This is a genomic window from Actinotalea sp. C106, from assembly GCF_023630195.1.
GTDB lineage: Bacteria > Actinomycetota > Actinomycetes > Actinomycetales > Cellulomonadaceae > Actinotalea.
The window spans coordinates 1-15,457 of record NZ_JALPKN010000008.1; the positions used below are offsets into that span (position 1 = coordinate 1).

17 protein-coding genes are annotated in these 15,457 nt (G+C 71.0%); 9 read left to right on the forward strand and 8 right to left on the reverse strand.

Annotated features, from left to right (window positions below):
• Both L0B03_RS01185 and L0B03_RS01190 read right to left on the reverse strand, forming a co-directional pair.
• A partial coding sequence (locus L0B03_RS01185) for a 4'-phosphopantetheinyl transferase superfamily protein (RefSeq protein ID WP_250442997.1) occupies positions 1-626 on the reverse strand: 626 nt, incomplete at its 3' end.
• A gap of 47 nt (positions 627-673) precedes the next feature.
• Positions 674-1,378, reverse strand: coding sequence for a hypothetical protein (locus L0B03_RS01190; RefSeq protein WP_250442999.1), 705 nt, complete (start codon positions 1,376-1,378; stop codon positions 674-676).
• 602 nt (positions 1,379-1,980) lie between these two features.
• On the opposite strand from L0B03_RS01190, the gene L0B03_RS01195 reads away from it, so the two are divergent.
• From L0B03_RS01195 to L0B03_RS01220, 6 genes are all read left to right on the forward strand, one after another.
• The gene (locus L0B03_RS01195) at positions 1,981-2,985 is read left to right on the forward strand and encodes an ABC transporter substrate-binding protein (protein WP_250443002.1); all 1,005 of its coding nucleotides are present in this window, start codon (positions 1,981-1,983) and stop codon (positions 2,983-2,985) included.
• A gap of 109 nt (positions 2,986-3,094) precedes the next feature.
• Positions 3,095-4,651, forward strand: a complete 1,557-nt coding sequence (locus L0B03_RS01200; RefSeq protein WP_250443004.1) for a sugar ABC transporter ATP-binding protein — start codon at positions 3,095-3,097, stop codon at positions 4,649-4,651.
• Positions 4,648-5,709 (forward strand): ABC transporter permease, encoded by a 1,062-nt coding sequence (locus tag L0B03_RS01205; protein WP_250443007.1) that lies wholly within the window; start codon positions 4,648-4,650, stop codon positions 5,707-5,709. The genes L0B03_RS01200 and L0B03_RS01205 overlap by 4 nt, the downstream gene beginning before the upstream one ends.
• Positions 5,706-6,728: a sugar ABC transporter permease YjfF gene (locus L0B03_RS01210; protein ID WP_250443010.1), complete on the forward strand. Its 1,023-nt coding sequence runs from the start codon at positions 5,706-5,708 to the stop codon at positions 6,726-6,728. The genes L0B03_RS01205 and L0B03_RS01210 overlap by 4 nt, the downstream gene beginning before the upstream one ends.
• Before the next feature lie 53 nt (positions 6,729-6,781).
• Positions 6,782-8,308: a sugar ABC transporter ATP-binding protein gene (locus L0B03_RS01215; protein ID WP_250443013.1), complete on the forward strand. Its 1,527-nt coding sequence runs from the start codon at positions 6,782-6,784 to the stop codon at positions 8,306-8,308.
• A 2-nt stretch (positions 8,309-8,310) separates the two neighbouring features.
• The gene (locus L0B03_RS01220; RefSeq protein ID WP_250443016.1) at positions 8,311-9,414 is read left to right on the forward strand and encodes a LacI family DNA-binding transcriptional regulator; all 1,104 of its coding nucleotides are present in this window, start codon (positions 8,311-8,313) and stop codon (positions 9,412-9,414) included.
• Between the two features lie 29 nt (positions 9,415-9,443).
• On the opposite strand, the gene L0B03_RS01225 is transcribed toward L0B03_RS01220, so the two are convergent.
• From L0B03_RS01225 to L0B03_RS01240, 4 genes are all read right to left on the reverse strand, one after another.
• Complete coding sequence (locus tag L0B03_RS01225; protein ID WP_250443019.1) at positions 9,444-9,971, reverse strand: hypothetical protein; 528 nt, start codon at positions 9,969-9,971, stop codon at positions 9,444-9,446.
• Positions 9,972-10,032: 61 nt separating this feature from the next.
• Positions 10,033-10,344, reverse strand: a complete 312-nt coding sequence (locus L0B03_RS01230) for a DUF1905 domain-containing protein (protein ID WP_250443021.1) — start codon at positions 10,342-10,344, stop codon at positions 10,033-10,035.
• A gap of 105 nt (positions 10,345-10,449) precedes the next feature.
• Positions 10,450-11,175 carry an ABC transporter permease gene (locus tag L0B03_RS01235; RefSeq protein ID WP_250443024.1) on the reverse strand — a complete coding sequence of 242 codons (726 nt, stop codon included), beginning with the start codon at positions 11,173-11,175 and terminating at the stop codon, positions 10,450-10,452.
• On the reverse strand, positions 11,172-11,900 hold the full coding sequence (locus tag L0B03_RS01240; RefSeq protein WP_250443027.1) for an ABC transporter ATP-binding protein: 729 nt from the start codon (positions 11,898-11,900) through the stop codon (positions 11,172-11,174). The genes L0B03_RS01235 and L0B03_RS01240 overlap by 4 nt, the downstream gene beginning before the upstream one ends.
• 85 nt (positions 11,901-11,985) lie before the next feature.
• On the opposite strand from L0B03_RS01240, the gene L0B03_RS01245 reads away from it, so the two are divergent.
• The 3 genes from L0B03_RS01245 to L0B03_RS01255 are packed head-to-tail and all read left to right on the forward strand — an operon-like array spanning position 11,986 to position 14,111.
• A complete protein-coding gene (locus L0B03_RS01245) occupies positions 11,986-12,354 on the forward strand; it encodes a PadR family transcriptional regulator (protein WP_250443029.1) in 369 nt (122 codons plus the stop codon).
• Positions 12,351-13,055 (forward strand): RDD family protein, encoded by a 705-nt coding sequence (locus L0B03_RS01250; protein WP_250443033.1) that lies wholly within the window; start codon positions 12,351-12,353, stop codon positions 13,053-13,055. Before L0B03_RS01245 ends, L0B03_RS01250 begins: the two co-directional genes overlap by 4 nt.
• Before the next feature lie 33 nt (positions 13,056-13,088).
• A complete protein-coding gene (locus L0B03_RS01255; RefSeq protein ID WP_250443036.1) occupies positions 13,089-14,111 on the forward strand; it encodes a sigma-70 family RNA polymerase sigma factor in 1,023 nt (340 codons plus the stop codon).
• 12 nt (positions 14,112-14,123) lie between these two features.
• Here L0B03_RS01255 and L0B03_RS01260 read toward each other — a convergent pair whose 3' ends face one another.
• Together L0B03_RS01260 and L0B03_RS01265 are read right to left on the reverse strand one after the other, a co-directional pair.
• On the reverse strand, positions 14,124-14,768 hold the full coding sequence (locus L0B03_RS01260; RefSeq protein WP_250443039.1) for a hypothetical protein: 645 nt from the start codon (positions 14,766-14,768) through the stop codon (positions 14,124-14,126).
• Positions 14,769-14,806: 38 nt separating this feature from the next.
• Positions 14,807-15,451, reverse strand: coding sequence for a hypothetical protein (locus L0B03_RS01265; RefSeq protein ID WP_250443041.1), 645 nt, complete (start codon positions 15,449-15,451; stop codon positions 14,807-14,809).
• Positions 15,452-15,457 lie beyond the last annotated feature (6 nt).

Consider the following 15,457-nt stretch of genomic DNA (forward strand, 5'->3'; position numbering starts at 1 on the left):
CTTGGACCCAGGCCGAGGTCGGCGAGCACCGCGCGGGTGCCGTCGGGGGCGAGGGCGGTGCGGCGCCCTCGTCGGGAGCTGATCACGAGGTCCGCCGGGTCGGTGCGCAGCCCGGTGCCGGTGGCCTTGAGGACGGCCTCGGCGCTGACCCAGGACCTCGCGACGACGGGGGTGCGGGTGGCTCGCCGCTGGCGAGCGCGGGCTGTCAGGCCGCGTCCCGACGGCGGGAGGGCGGCCAAGGGGGCGGCGGCTATCGCGGGGTGGGACTCGACGTCGACCCCGACGGGCCCGGCGTCGCTGAGCGCGACGGCGATGAGGGCCCCGGCGCGCGTGAGGCTCAGTTCCGGGCCGCTTCTCGTGGCGAGGGAGACCGGTCCGTGCGGTCCTCCGCAGGTGGGGCACCGGACCTGCAGGGGGACGTCCCGAAGAGCGCAGCCGAGGCGCTGACCGAGGACGGCGCGAAGGAGTGCTCGCGCCTGCACGAACCGGGACGCCTGAGGCGTGGGGAGGCCAGCGGCGCGGGCGCGCTCCACGGCGTCGAGGTGAAGGAGCCAGGTGGAGGCGTCCTCTGCGGGCTCGGCCAGCCAGACGTCGACCGTCGCCGTCGGCCTCCCGCGGTTCAGCACGGGTCCATCCTCCCCTGGCGGGTGCGCGCTCGGCGTCGTGCCTCCGCCTACGGCAGGACCACCTCGCACGCGACGTCGTCCGGGTGGACCTCGACGAGCTCGTCGATGTCGTCGTCGGGGCCCCACGCGGCGGCGACCGGCACGGTCTCTGCTTGACCGGGGTCGCCCGCCGGGTAGATGGCGACCCCGGGTTCGCCCTCGCCGCCCTGCAGGATCGCGGGCTCGTCGCCCGGGGGGCGGGTGATGATCGCGTCGAGCACCTCCCAGGTCGGCGTGTCCGGAGCGACGTCGTCCGTCGCCTGCAGCAGGAGGAGCAGCGCGGCGTCCGCGGGTGCGGGGGTGTTGTCGGCCTGCATCGGCGCGGAGACGGAGATCGAGTAGGCGCAGACCTCCTCGGTGCCGCCCTCGAAGCAGGAGCCGAAGAGGTACGGGAGGTCGAGCGGTTCCCCGCCGACCACGGTGCGCCACCCGTCCTCGGTCTGCTCGTCGTAGGACTCCTGGCCGATGAGGGACTCGGGGTCGGGGAACCCGTCCGGCACCTCGTCGGACGGCTCGCCGTCCGGGGAGGAGTCGTCGTTCTCGGTCGGGGTCGGGGTCGGTTCTGGGGTCGGGGTCGCCGTGTCGGTCGGCGGGGCGGTCTCCTCGGGGGACGACGGCGTCTCGGGAGCGTCGCCCGTGCATCCGGTGAGCGCCCACGCGACGGCCAGTGCTGCCGCCGTAGTCCTGGTCGCGGTCGTGCGGTTCCTCGTCATCGGGGCCTCCTCGGTGCTGCGGTTCGTGATGGCGGACGTGCACCCGTCGCTCGTGGTGGGGCCGTGCCCCCTCATAGCGCGGCAGCAGCCTGGACCCGACCGGTGACGGGCAGCGAGCTCAGGCGCGCGCCCCGCACTCGGCCCGGTAGGCGACGGTCACGGCGCGGCCGCGCCACGAGCCGGTCGTCGAGCTGCTGGCCATGAGGTCTCCGCTCTGGACGACGTCGTCGGGCGCTTTCCACGCTAGGCCTGGTACGCGGGGGACGCACCTGTGCACCAAGGTCGCCCGTGCGCACGCGCGTCCACGGCACAGGTGCGCCCTCGGTGGGGAGGTGGGAGGACGGCCGCGGGAACGGGACATCTCGGACGGGCCCCGGGTGGTGCTGCGGGAGCCGGATGTGAGCGCCGTGGTGGATCACGTCAGCGGGGCAGAAGCAGTGCTGCGCAGGTGAAGGGGCTGAGGCGTTACTCAAATGTGACCCACACCACCTATCCCTGGGGGTGCATGTGAGGGTTAACATTCATCACACGGCCCGCCGCGCGGGCTCGCAGGGGGACCGACGCTGGCGATGACGCCGGACCAGAACAAGGAGGTTTTGGAGATGCGGAAGCAACTTCTGTCCACGCTGGCACTGGTGGGGGTCATGGCCCTCACCGCGACCGGGTGCTCGACCGACACGGCCGACAACGACGACGTGGCCGCCCCCGGTGGCGGCGGTGGCGGCGGTGGTGACGAGGTCATCACCGTGGGCTTCGCGCAGACCGGCTCGGAGAGCGGCTGGCGCAGCGCGAACACCGAGTCGATGAACGAGGCGTTCTCCGAGGAGAACGGCTTCGAGCTCGTGTTCAACTCCGCGGACAACGACCCGGCAGCCCAGATCGCCGCCGTCCGGTCCTTCATCAACCAGGGCGTCGACGCGATCGTCATCGCGCCGATCGTCGAGGACGGCTGGGACGACGTCCTGCGGGAGGCGCAGGACGCGGAGATCCCGGTGATCCTCGAGGACCGCACGGTCACCGCCTCCGACGACCTCTACGCCAGCTGGGTGGGCCTCGACTTCGAGCTCGAGGGCCAGAAGGCCGGCGAGTGGGCCGCCGAGGAGTTCACCGAGCCGACGAACATGGTGGTGCTCGAGGGGACGACCGGCTCGGCCCCGGCCAACGATCGCGCGGCGGGCTTCGACGCGGCGATCGAGGGCACGCCGATCGAGAAGATCGACTCGCAGAGCGGGGACTTCACCCGTGACGGCGGCAAGTCCGTGATGGAGGGCTTCCTGCAGAAGCACGGGGCCGACGGCATCGACCTCGTCTACGCCCACAACGACGACATGGGTCTGGGTGCGATCGAGGCCATCGAGGCCGCGGGAGCGGTGCCCGGCGAGGACATCAAGATCATCACGATCGACGCGGTCCGCGACGGCATGCAGGCCCTGGTCGACGGGAAGATCAACTACATCGTCGAGTGCAACCCGCTCCTCGGTGAGACGGCCGCCGAGCTGGTCAAGGCCGTGCTCGCCGGCGAGGAGGTCGAGAAGACCACCATCGTCGAGGACCAGGCCTTCGACCAGGCTGCCGCCGAGGAAGCCCTGCCGGACCGCACCTACTGATCCGGCCGGTCGCCCGCCTGACGTAGCCAGCGACGGAGACGACGTCGGGGCCCCCACCCGGGCCCCGGCGTCGTCCCCTCCCGCACCGACGAGAAAGCTGCTGAACGAGATGACTGCGGACACCGAAGTCCCGCCCATCGTCGACGTCGTCCCACCGATCGTCGAGATGCGCGGCATCACCATCCGTTTCCCGGGGGTGCTGGCCCTCGACCACGTCGACCTCGTGCTGCGACCCGGCGAGGTGCACTCCCTCATGGGGGAGAACGGAGCCGGCAAGTCCACCCTCATCAAGGCCCTCACCGGGGTCTACTCGGTGGACAGCGGGACCATCACCGTCGGGGGCGCCCCGCGGACCTTCGCCTCGACGGCCGACGCCCAGGAGGCGGGCATCTCGACCGTCTACCAAGAGGTCAACCTCTGCGCGAACCTCACGGTCGGCGAGAACGTCATGCTCGGCCACGAGCTGCGTCGGGGCAGGGCCATCGACTGGCGCGCCACCCACGCCGAGGCCGCACGCCACCTGCAAGGCCTGCGCCTGTCGATCGACCCGCGCTCGCTGCTGTCCACCCACTCGATCGCGGTGCAGCAGCTCGTCGCGATCAGCCGCGCCATGGTGACCGACGCCAAGGTGCTCATCCTCGACGAGCCGACCTCGAGCCTGGACCGTGACGAGGTCGACCAGCTGTTCGCCGTGATCCGCGAGCTGCGCGCCGCGGGCGTCGCGATCCTCTTCGTCTCGCACTTCCTGGACCAGGTCTACGAGATCTCCGACCGCATCACCGTGCTGCGCAACGGCGCCCTGGTGGGCGAGCACCTCGCGGCGGACCTGCCGCGCGACGTCCTCGTGACGGAGATGATCGGGCGTGCGCTGGACGACCTCGACGCGTTGTCCCGGACCGCGCACCGCCCCGTGGACCGCTCGGGGGAGCCGCTGCTGCGCGCCGAGGGCCTCGGCAAGCGCGGCGTCCTCGAGCCCGCCGACCTCGAGATCTACCCCGGGGAGGTCGTGGGCCTCGCTGGGCTCCTCGGCTCGGGCCGCACCGAGCTGGTCCGGCTGCTGTGCGGGGCCGACCGGTCCGACTCGGGCCAGGTCGCCGTCCACGGGACCACCATCAAGATGACCTCGCCACGGCACGCGATGGACCACCGCATCGCGTTCTCCTCGGAGGACCGCCGCGGTGAGGGCATCGTCGCCGACCTCACGGTCGCCGAGAACATCGTCCTGGGTATCCAGGCCCGCCGCGGGTGGGCGCGCAAGATCCGCAAGAGCGAGCAGGACGCCGTGGTCGCCGAGTACATCGAGGCCCTCGGGGTGCGCCCGGCCAACCCGGACGCCCTCGTGGGGAACCTCTCCGGCGGCAACCAGCAGAAGGTGCTGCTCGCCCGCTGGCTCGCGACCGCCCCCGAGCTGATCGTCCTCGACGAGCCGACCCGCGGGATCGACGTCGGTGCCAAGGCCGACATCCAGCGCAAGGTCTCCGAGCTCTCCGCCCAGGGACTCGCTGTCATCTTCATCTCCGCCGAGCTCGAGGAGGTGCTTCGATTGGCCCAACGGATCGCCGTGCTGCGGGACCGCAAGAAGATCGGCGAGGTCGACTCGAGCGAGATCGACCTGGACGGGCTCATCGACTACCTGGCCAACGAGGGCAAGGGGAGCGCAGCATGACGCACATCTGGAAGCACCGGCTGTTCTGGCCCCTCGCGGCCCTGATCACCCTGATCGTGGTCAACTCGGTCGCCCGGCCCCGGTTCCTGAGCATCACCATGCGTGACGGTCAGCTGTACGGGGCGCTCATCGACATCCTGCGCGGCAGCGCCCCCCTCATGCTCGTGGCGCTGGGCATGACGATCGTCATCGCCACCCGCGGCATCGACCTCTCGGTCGGGGCGATCATGGCCGTCTCTGGGGCCGTGGCCCTCACCGTGATCGATGGCTCGAACGACCCGAGCAACCTCGGCACGGTGCTGGTCGCCATCGCGGTCGCGGTGCTGGTGGCCCTCGTGCTGGGGGTGTGGAACGGGTTCCTCGTCGCGGTGCTGGGGATCCAACCGATCATCGCGACCCTCGTGCTGATGCTCGCCGGGCGAGGCGTGGCCTTGCTGATCACCGGTGGATTCATCACGACGGTCAACTCCGACCCCTTCTCCTACATCGCCAGCGGCTACCTGACGGTGCTGCCGTTCGCGTTCTTCATCTCGGTGGCCGCCATCGTCGCGCTCGGCGTGGTGGAGCGGCGCACCGCGCTGGGCGTGCTGACCGAGGCGGTCGGGATCAACCCCGAGGCGAGCCGGCTCGCGGGGGTGCGGTCCCGCGGCATCGTCTGGGGGGCGTACATGCTCAGCGGCGTGCTCGCCGGCGTCGCCGGGATCATCTACGCCTCCAACATCAAGGCCGCCGACGCGAACGCCACGGGGCTGTTCATCGAGCTCTACGCGATCCTCGCCGTCGTCCTGGGCGGCACGTCCCTCGCGGGAGGCAAGTTCTCCATCGCCGGGACCGTGATCGGCGTGCTGATCATCCAGACCCTCGACTCGACCATCCTCTTCCTCGGGGTGCCCTCGGCCCAGAGCCCGGTGTTCTTCGCCCTCGTGGTGGTCCTGGTCGTGGTGGTGCAGTCGCCGCGGATGCGGCGGGTGATCGGGTCCATGACCAGACGACGGTCCAGGCCCGAGCCAGATCCGGACCCGGAGCGGGACCGCGAGCGGACGGGAGTGGCGGCATGAGCACGACGACGACCGAGGCGGTGCGCGTCGAGCGTCCGACCTCCCGCGTGGAGACCTTCCTGGGCCGGCACGCCGCGATGATCCCCACCTTCGCGGCAGTGATCATCCTCATCGTGCTGCTCGCCGGCGCGGAGGCCTTCCTGCGCGGGGACTTCATCACGGCACGCAACCTCTCCGCCCTGCTGCTGGACAACGCCTACCTGCTGATCCTGGCCGTGGGCATGACCTTCGTGATCCTCACCGCAGGCATCGACCTGTCGGTCGGGTCGGTCATGGCCTTCACCGGGATCCTCGGGGCGCAGCTGCTGGTCTCCGGGCAACCGGTGTGGGTCGCGGTCCCGGCGATGCTCGCGGGCGGCGCGGCCATCGGCCTGCTCATCGGGGTGCTGGTGCAGTACTTCAACGTGCAGCCCTTCATCGCCTCCCTCGCGGGGCTGTTCCTCGCCCGCGGGCTGGCCTTCGTGGTGAGCCTGTCCTCGATCCGGGTCGAGGAGCCGGCCGTCCTGTGGCTCCAGCAGACCCGCTTCCGCCTCGGCGACTGGTACCTCACGCCCACGGGGATCATCGCCCTGCTGACCGTCGCGGTCGCGGCCTTCGTGCTCCACCTGACCCGGTTCGGCCGCACCGTCTACGCGATCGGCGGCAACGAGCAGTCCGCACGGCTCATGGGCCTGGACGTGGCACGCACCAAGGTCGCCGCGTACGTGATCAGCGGGTTCTGCGGGGGCCTGGCCGGGCTCGCGCTCACCGCCTACTCGGGGGCCGGGTACCCACGCAACGGCATCGGCACCGAGCTCGACGCGATCGCCGCGGTGGTGATCGGCGGCACCCTGCTGACCGGCGGGCGGGGCTACGTGCTCGGCTCGCTGATCGGTGTGCTCGTGTTCGGCACGATCAAGACGATCATCTCCTTCATGGGGGCCGAGCAGTCCTGGATGCAGATCATCGTCGGCGCCCTGCTGCTGCTGTTCATCGTGGTGCAGCGCGTGATCGTGTCCCGTTCGGAGCGAAGGCGATAGTCGCCCCGCGCGCGCAACCGACCGCGCCCCGTCCCTCCCGCGATAATGGCGGGATGGACGGGGCCGTCGGTGCGCAGCCGCTGCTCGAGCTGACCGGCGCGACGGTGCGCTTCGGGGCCGACGCGGCGCTCGACGACGTCTCCTTCCGGATGTACCCCGGCGAGGTGCACTCCCTCATGGGGGAGAACGGCGCCGGCAAGTCCACCCTCATCAAGGCCATCACCGGTGTGCTCCCGCTCGACGCCGGGACACTCACCCTCGACGGTCGGGCGGTGCGCTTCACCACGCCGCAGGAGGCCCAGCGCGCCGGGATAAGCACCGTCTACCAGGAGGTCGAGCTCCTCCCGAACCTATCCGTGGCCGAGAACATCCTCCTGGGCCGCGAACCGCGCTCGCGGGGGGTGATCAGCCAGCGCCTCATGCGGGAGCGGGCTCGGCAGATCCTTGCCGACCTGGGCCTGGACCTCGACCCGGCCTCGACCCTGGGCACGCACCCGGTGGCCGTGCAGCAGCTCGTGGCGATCGCCCGGGCCATCTCGACCGACGTGCGGGTGCTGGTGCTGGACGAGCCGACGTCGAGCCTGGACCTGGACGAGGTCGCCGAGCTGTTCCGGATCATCCGCGAGCTGCGCGCCCGCGGGGTGGCGATCCTCTTCGTCTCGCACTTCCTGGACCAGGTCTACGAGATCTGCGACCGCGTCACCGTGCTGCGCGACGGCGCGCTGGTGGGGGAGTACCTCACGCCCCAGCTGCTGCGCATCGACCTGGTGCACAAGATGCTCGGACGGGAGGCCTCGGACTTCAAGACCCGCCAGCGCGGCCGGGTCGAGGAGCCCGACGCCCCGGTCTTCCTCAGCGCGCGCGACGTCGGAGCGGCGCCGGGGATCCGCGGGGCGGACGTCGACCTGGGGGAGGGGGAAGTGGTGGGCGTCGCGGGGCTGCTCGGCTCGGGACGCACCGAGCTGGCCCGCGCCCTGACGGGGATCTCCCGCCTGGACACCGGGATCATCCGGATCGAGGGCGAGCCGGTGAACCTCGACTCCCCGCGGCGGGCCATCTCCCTGGGGGTGGTCTACTCCTCGGAGAACCGCCGCTCGGAAGGGATCCTCGGTGAGCTGTCCGTGCTGGACAACATCACCCTCGCCGTCCAGGCCCACCGTGGGGTGCTCCGGCGGATGCGGCCTGCCCGTCAGCGCGAGCTCGCCCAGAGCTGGGTCGAGGCCCTGGGGATCCGGCCGCCGGACCTGGACCGCCCGGCCGGCACCCTCTCGGGGGGCAACCAGCAGAAGGTCATGCTCGCCCGCCTCCTGGCCCTCGCGCCCCGGGTCCTGGTGCTCGACGAGCCGACGCGCGGGGTGGACGTGGGCGCCAAGGTCGAGATCCAGAACCTCGTGGGGGAGCTCGCCGACAACGGCCTGTCGGTAGTGTTCATCTCCGCCGAGCTCGACGAGGTGCTGCGCGTGGGGGACCGCGTGGCGATCCTGCGTGAGGGACGGATCGTCGAGACCCTGGCCTCCGCGGACATGACCGTCGACTCCCTCCTGGCGCTCGTCGCGAGCCCCGACGAGCAGGAGGTCTGAGGATGGCCGAGGACACGACCCCCCGGGCCGCGAACATCTTCGACGTCGCGCGCCTGGCCGGGGTGTCGCACCAGACGGTCTCCCGGGTGATCAACGGCCAGCCGAACGTGCGCCCCGCGACCCGCGAGCGCGTCGAGCACGCGATCGCCCAGCTGCGCTACAGCCCGTCCCCCGCCGCGCGGTCCCTGGTCTCGCGGCGCACCCGCACCCTGGGCCTCATCGCCCCCGCGGTGACCGACCACGGCCCCACCCGCATCGGCATGCACTTCACCATGGCCGCGCGTGCCGCCCGCTACAGCGTCGACACCGTCAACACGGTCGACGACGACCCCGGGGCGGTCCGTGCCGCGATCGAGGGTCTGCTGCGCCAGCGGGTCGACGGGATCGTGCTCATCGTCATGGACATCGGTGTGCTCGAGATGGTGCGCGCCCTGGACCTGTCCGTGCCGGTGGTCGCCGCGGCGTCGTCCTCCCGGCGGAGCCCCCTGCTGGTGCAGATCGACCAGTACCGGGGGGCGCGGGCCGCCGTCCGGCACCTGGCCGAGCTGGGGCACACCCGCATCGCGCACATCGCAGGCCCCGCGCGGGCGGCCGACGCCGTGGAGCGCATCCGGGGCTGGCGGGACGAGCTCGCTGAGAGGGGGCTGCCCGTCGTGGACCTCGTCTACGGGGACTGGTCGGCCGAGGGCGGGTACCGCGTGGGCAAGGAGATGGACCTGGCGCCAGGGATGGCCGTGTTCACCTCGAACGACCTCACCGCTCTGGGTCTGATGTCCGCGCTGCGGGAGCGGTCGCTGAGCGTGCCGGAGGACATCAGCATCGTGGGCTTCGACGACATCCCCGAGGCCGGCTTCCTCTACCCGCCGCTGACCACCGTGCGGCAGAACTTCGCGGCCCTCGGCGAGCTGATGCTCCAGAAGGTGCTCGTGACCCTCGAGGAGGGGGCGGACGAGACGACGGACACGCCGTTGGCGACGAAGCTCGTGGTGCGGGAGTCGACACGGAAGCAGGCGAGCGGCGATCTGGAGCCGGCCCCGGAGGGTGTGCGGGGCGCCAGGGCTCGAGGTCGCCGAGACCTGCCTGCAGGAGAGCGGGCACCTCGGTGACGACGCGCGTGCGAGCGTCCTTCTCAGTCCTACCGAGTGGCGGCGAGGATCTGGTCCAACTGAGCCCGCTCGACAGCTGAGTCGTCGCCTGTCGCGGTCTCGAGCCAGCCGTAGAACCACTCCCCGTACTCGGCAAGCCGGCGCAGGTAGTCATCCCGGTCCACGGTCACCGAGCGCTCTGCGACGCTGAACCGGACCATCCGCGCACCCCGCACGGGCTGGAGGGCGATGCGGATGTCCTGATCGGGGAAGAACTGCTCCGCGTCGCCGGCGTCGAGGTAGTCGACGCCCACCTGGACGAGGGTGTGCCACAGCACGTGGAGGTAGTCCCAGTAGCGCGGCCCGAACAGCTCGGTGCCGTCGATCGACAGCTCCAGGAAGCCCTCGGCCCACAGCCGCTCGTCGGGCGGGATCGCCCGGACGTGCGCGACGGCTTCCTGCTCGTCCTCGACGAGGTCGATCCCGTAGTGGCGGGGACGCGCGACGAGATCCTCCAGGTCGCGCACGGGATGACGCAGGTAGGAGCTCCGTACGGTCCACGAGTGCTGCCTGGTCATCTGTCGCGTCTCCGGTGATCGGGAGCTGGTGTCGCCGATCCTAGGCAGAGCCGGCGGGCGCTCAGGTGGTCCGCCCCAGCAGGTGGACCTCCACCTCCTCCCCGCCGACGCCCTTCCCGATCGCCTTGCAGATCGCGGCGCGCAGCGGCAGCCAGTGCGGCCCGTGGCCCGAGGGCATCAGCGTCGCGGCGAACTCATGCCCGTCGATGGTCCCGGTGACCTTCACGGCCTTGCCGGTGCCGAGCAGCTCGGCCGAGCCGTGCACCGTCAGGTAGGTGGCGAAGGAGCCGTCCTTCTCGATCGGGGCGGTGAAGCGGTGGTCGAGGGCCTGGGGCTCACGCGCCGTGGGAGTAGCGGGGGCGGGCTTGGGCATGGTGTCCTCCTGGGATGCGGTCGGTGGCGATGTCTCCGAAGGGAGACTGCGAGAACGGGTCGGATTCATCGCTCGACGCCGAGGAAGGCCACGGCCGGCCATGCTCTACCCCCAGCGGAAGTACCTGACGGCCAGGGCGGCCGCGATGATGCCGCAGGCCGCGAGAGCAGCGAGGTGGCTGGTGCTCGTCGCCGCGCCGCTCCACGCGTCACTCATCAGGCTCGCGGTCGCGCCCAGCGGAAGGTGCTCCCCGACCACCACCATCCACGAAGGAAGAGCGCCCCGGGAGACGAAGAGGCCGTTGAGGCCTGCCATGAGCAGGAGCGCCAGGAGCCCGAGGCCCCGTGCCGCGTTGGTCGTCGGGGCGACCGCGGCGATGAGCATGCCGATCGCGAGCATCGCCAGGGTCCCTGCGGCGAGGGACAGCAGTGCCATGCCTGGACGTACGGGCGCGGAGACCCCGAACACGGGGACGGCGATGCCCAGCGCGATGCCGATCCCTGCGGCGAGGATCGCGAGGTTGACGACGGCTTGCGCCCCCATCAGCAGGGCAGGGTGAGCGGGGGTCAGGGCAAGGCGCCGCAGCACCCCGCTGTGCCTGTGCTCGGCGAGGTAGTCGGGCACGTTGCCGATGGTGACGAACGCTGCGATGAAAGCCAGGGCGAAGGGCATGACATAGGTGTCGAACTCGGCGGCATCGCTGTTGAGCCCGCCGAGGACCAGCACGCCGATGGGCAGCCCGAGGGACAGCAGGATGCCGCTGCGCTCCCTCCAGACGTTCTTGGCCTCCGCGACCGTGAGGTGCTTCCATGCGGTGATCGGTGTGCTCATCGCCCGTCTCCGAGGTCGCCGGGGCTGGTCCCGGTCAGCGTGATAAAGGCCTCGTCCAGCGTCGAGGTGCCGGTGCGGGCGACCAGGTCCCGGGGGGTCCCGACGGTGACCAGCGCCCCCCTGCTCAAGACCGCGACCCGGTCGCAGAGGTGCTCGACCTCGTCCATGAAGTGCGAGACGAGGACGATGGTGAGCCCGCGGGCGTTGTAGTCGCGCAGCAGCGACCAGACGTCACGCCGTCCGTGGGGGTCCAGGCCCGTGGTCAGCTCGTCCAGGATCGCCAGGCGGGGCGACCCGACCAGCGCGGTGGCGACGGCGAGCCGTTGCTGCTGCCCCCCGGAGAGCTGGGCCGACAAGGTGCGGCGTTGCTCTGCCAGCCCGAGCCGTTCCATGAGGACCACCGGGTCCTCGCCGTCGCGGTAGAAGGACCGGTAGAGATCGAGGACCTCCTCGACGCGGAGGCGAGCGTGTGGTGCAGCGTGCTGGAGCTGGGCACCGAGGAGCTGGCGCACCTCCCGCCGGTCGGCGAACGGGTCGTGGCCGCCGATCGACACGTGGCCGCGGTCAGGTCTGCGCAGGCCTTCGACGCACTCGACCAGCGAGGTCTTCCCGGCGCCGTTCGGCCCCACGATGCCGACGACCTCCCCGTCGGCGACGTCGAGGCTCACGTCGTCCACCACGGTGCGTGAGCCGTACCGCTTGGTCAGATGGCGCACCTCGAGCATGCCCAGCCCTCCTTCGGCACAAGGTCCTACTTCAGCCTGATACCTTGCGTGCCACGGTATCAGGCTGAGTGCCTAGGATGCAGGTGTGGCCCCGACACTGAACCGGACGGAGCAGGTGCGGCGTGAGCTCGCGCGTGGAACCGTCGAACTGGCCGTCCTGGCGGCCCTCGACGAGGAGCGCCGATACGGCTACGAGCTCATGGCGATCCTGCGAGGCGCCGGGGAGGGGGCGTCGGAGTTCCGTGAGGGCACTCTCTACCCCCTGCTGCATCGCCTCGAGGACGCGGGCTACATCGCGGCCCAGTGGGAGACCCAAGGCCGTGCCAAGCCCAGGAAGTACTACGCGTTGACCGCGGTGGGACGCGAGCATCTAGCGCTGCTCCTCGCCGAGTGGAGGGCGCTCGTGGTGCGTATGGACGCCCTGCTGGGAGGCAGTCGCGAGGTGCGCACGTGACGGGCGGCCCTCACAGCGAGGAGCGCGTGCGGCGGTTCGTCCGCGACGTCTCGGCTCACCTCGTCGACTCCCCCGAGCGGATCCAGGGCGTATGTGACGAGCTCACCGGACATCTGACTGCTGCCGCCGAGGTCGGCGAGCTCGAGGACGCCCTCGAGCGGCTCGGCTCGGCCGCCCGCGCGGCCTCGACGTTCTCGCGTGACGTCGACAGGCCTCCTGCGCCGTTGCGGCGGCGCTTCTCAGCGGCGGTGGTCGACCTGGTGCCGCTCATCGCCGTCACGATCGTGGGCATCCTCGAGGTGATGGCGCGGCAGGGAAGCCCGGTGATCGTCTTCCCGCCCGTCGTCGCCGTGCAGGTCGGGGAGTACTGCGTCTCGCCCTTGCCGCTGCCGCCGCTGTGCGAGGTGTATCCCCAGGCGTCGTTGCACCCGATCGGTCTGGGGGCGGCCCTCGTGTGGGCGATCCCCGTCCTGGCTCTGATCGAGCACCGCAGCGGCACGACACCCGGGAAGCGCATGTTCGCCCTCAAGACGGTCACGGTCGGTGGGACCCGGGTCTCCTTCGGCATGGCGGTGCTCCGGCGTGTGAGCCTGCTGGCGGGGCCGGTCGCATGGATCGACTGGGTGCCGTGCCTGTGGGGCGATCGCGGCAGACTGCTCGACCGGCTCAGCGACACCATGGTGGTCGACGCCTCGGGGTAGCGGTGACGGGCTCGGGCATGGTGTCCTCCTGGGATGCGGACGCAGGAGCTGACCGACGACCTCGCCCTCGCCCGGACCGGCGACGACGCCGCGTTCACCCGCCTCGTCGAACCGTTGCGCCGCGAGCTGCACGCCCACTGCTACCGGATACTCGGGTCGACGCACGACGCCGATGACGCCCTGCAGGAGGCGCTCCTGCGCGCCTGGCGGGCACTCCCACGCTTCGAGGGGCGCAGTTCCGTGCGCACCTGGCTCTACCGGGTCACCACCCGCACCTGCCTGGACGCGGTCGCGGCGCGGGGACGCCGGGCCCTGCCCATGGACCTGGCCAGCCCCAGCCATGACGCCGTCGTCGGGGACACGCCCCTCACCGAGGTCGCCTGGCTCGGGCCGTACCCGGATGAGGGCATGGAGGGTGGGGCATCGAGCCCGGCCGCGCGGTACGAGCAGCGGGAAGCCGTCGAGCTGGCCTTCGTCGCTGCTCTGCAGCACCTGCCCGGCAACCAGCGCGCCGTCCTGCTGCTGGTCGAGGTGCTGGGCTTCTCCGCCCGGGAGATCGCCGACCTCATGGACACCACCACCGCCTCGGTGAACAGTGCCCTGCAACGGGCCCGGCGCCTCATCGACCAGAAGGTGCCTGCCGGCGCGCAGCAGGAGACCCTGCAGCAGCTCGGGGACGTGGGGCGGCGCGACGTCGTCGAGAGGTTCATGTCTGCCATGGAGGCCGGTGACGCGGGTGCGCTCGTCGCGCTCCTCACCGAGGACGTCACCTGGTCCATGCCACCGCTGCCGCACTGGTACCGCGGCCAGGAAGCCGTCATGAACTTCGCCCGCGCCATCCCGCTGAGCACCTGCGGGCAGTGGCGCCACCTGCCGACCACGGCCAACGGGCAGCTCGCCGTCGTGAGCTACCTGTCCCCGGACGGCGGACCGTTCGAGGCCTGGTCGATCAACGTGCTCACGGTCAGTGGGGAGCAGATCAGCGAGGTGACCTCGTTCCTGGGGCGGGAGCACGTCGAGGCCTTCGGGCTGCCGGTCACGTACCCCGAGGAGTAGGACCGCGGCGCGCTAGGTGACCTCGGTCCGACGCACCTGCTCAGCCTTCGACGCCGTGCGGTCCACCTGGGGTAGGCGGCTGCTGTCCCCGCCCCAGGTTCCGTCGGGCTCGACCCACCAGGCTCCGAGGTCGAGGTAGCGGTGCCACCAGGCGATGCGTTCGGGCAGGGTGGAGTGAGCGACCCAGGCGGCACCCGATTGGGGATCGAACCGGAACGTGTCGGTCCTGCCCTCGGGGGTTGTGGCCAGGACCAGAGGAACCAACCACCACCCGAAGACCACCCACTCCCTGCGCCAGATGGCCCCCTTGTCCTTCTCGCTCAGGGTCGAGGAGCTCAGCTCCTCCTCGTCCCCGCAGATCGCGTACCAGTCACTGAGCCCACGGCGCAGGGTGGTCTCCAGGTCGTAGAAGGCGACCCCGGGCGTGAGCCCAGGGAGCTGCTTGGGGGTGCCGCGGTCGGTGTCGGTGCGTTCGCCGTCGTGCCAGGCCCAGATCGAGGCGATCTCGTCGGTCAGCGCGAATCCGTGGCGGGCAGCGGTCTTGGTGATCTGGTCGGGGGGTAGCCCTGGGCGCAGCCGTGGAACTACGGCTGCGCCCAGGGCCCCGATGCGTTTGACCCATCCCTCCAGGGCCTCGGTGATCTCTGTCGCACTCATCGGGCCTCAGCACCTCATCCGGGACGGTCAGCGTCGAGCTAGGTGACTTCGGTCTGGCGGACCTGTTCGGCCTTCGACGCCGTGCGGTCTACCTGGGGTATGCGGCTGCTGTCCCCGCCCCAGGTTCCGTCGGGCTCGACTCGCCACGCCCCGAGGTCGAGGTAGCGGTGCCACCAGGCGATCCGCTCGGGCAGCGAGGAGTGGGCGACCCAGTTGGTGCCGGACTGGGGGTCGTACCGGAAGGTGTCGGTCCTGCCGTCAGGGGTGGTCGCCAGGACCAGCGGGATCAGCCACCAGTCGAAGATGACCCATTCGCGACGCCAGATGTAGGTCTTGTCTTCATCACTGACGTCAGGATCGGCGAGTTCGTCGTCGTCCCCGCAATTCGTGTGCCACTGACTCAGCCCGCGGCTCAGGGTGGTCTCCACATCGAAGAAGGCACCTTGGGGAATGAGCCCTGGTAGTTGCCGTGCCGTCCCACGTTCGGTGCGCGTTCGTTCGCCGTCGTGCCAAGACCAGATCGCTGCGATCTCCTCGCTCAGGACGAACCCGTGGCGGGCGGCGATCTTGGCGATCTGGTCGGGGGGTAGGCCTGGGCGCAGCCGGGGGACTACGGCTGCGCCCAGGGACCCGATGCGTTCGACCCAGCCCTCGAGGGCCTGGACGATCTCGGTTGCGCTCATCGGTGG

Bases quoted from the DNA above. Each gene is read 5' to 3' on its own strand.
- L0B03_RS01190 (WP_250442999.1), bottom strand. From the start codon at position 1,378: ATGACGAGGAACCGCACGACCGCGACCAGGACTACGGCGGCAGCACTG.
- L0B03_RS01195 (WP_250443002.1), top strand. From the start codon at position 1,981: ATGCGGAAGCAACTTCTGTCCACGCTGGCACTGGTGGGGGTCATGGCC.
- L0B03_RS01200 (WP_250443004.1), top strand. From the start codon at position 3,095: ATGACTGCGGACACCGAAGTCCCGCCCATCGTCGACGTCGTCCCACCG.
- L0B03_RS01205 (WP_250443007.1), top strand. From the start codon at position 4,648: ATGACGCACATCTGGAAGCACCGGCTGTTCTGGCCCCTCGCGGCCCTG.
- L0B03_RS01210 (WP_250443010.1), top strand. From the start codon at position 5,706: ATGAGCACGACGACGACCGAGGCGGTGCGCGTCGAGCGTCCGACCTCC.
- L0B03_RS01215 (WP_250443013.1), top strand. From the start codon at position 6,782: ATGGACGGGGCCGTCGGTGCGCAGCCGCTGCTCGAGCTGACCGGCGCG.
- L0B03_RS01220 (WP_250443016.1), top strand. From the start codon at position 8,311: ATGGCCGAGGACACGACCCCCCGGGCCGCGAACATCTTCGACGTCGCG.
- L0B03_RS01225 (WP_250443019.1), bottom strand. From the start codon at position 9,971: ATGACCAGGCAGCACTCGTGGACCGTACGGAGCTCCTACCTGCGTCAT.
- L0B03_RS01230 (WP_250443021.1), bottom strand. From the start codon at position 10,344: ATGCCCAAGCCCGCCCCCGCTACTCCCACGGCGCGTGAGCCCCAGGCC.
- L0B03_RS01235 (WP_250443024.1), bottom strand. From the start codon at position 11,175: ATGAGCACACCGATCACCGCATGGAAGCACCTCACGGTCGCGGAGGCC.
- L0B03_RS01240 (WP_250443027.1), bottom strand. From the start codon at position 11,900: ATGCTCGAGGTGCGCCATCTGACCAAGCGGTACGGCTCACGCACCGTG.
- L0B03_RS01255 (WP_250443036.1), top strand. From the start codon at position 13,089: ATGCGGACGCAGGAGCTGACCGACGACCTCGCCCTCGCCCGGACCGGC.
- L0B03_RS01260 (WP_250443039.1), bottom strand. From the start codon at position 14,768: ATGAGTGCGACAGAGATCACCGAGGCCCTGGAGGGATGGGTCAAACGC.
- L0B03_RS01265 (WP_250443041.1), bottom strand. From the start codon at position 15,451: ATGAGCGCAACCGAGATCGTCCAGGCCCTCGAGGGCTGGGTCGAACGC.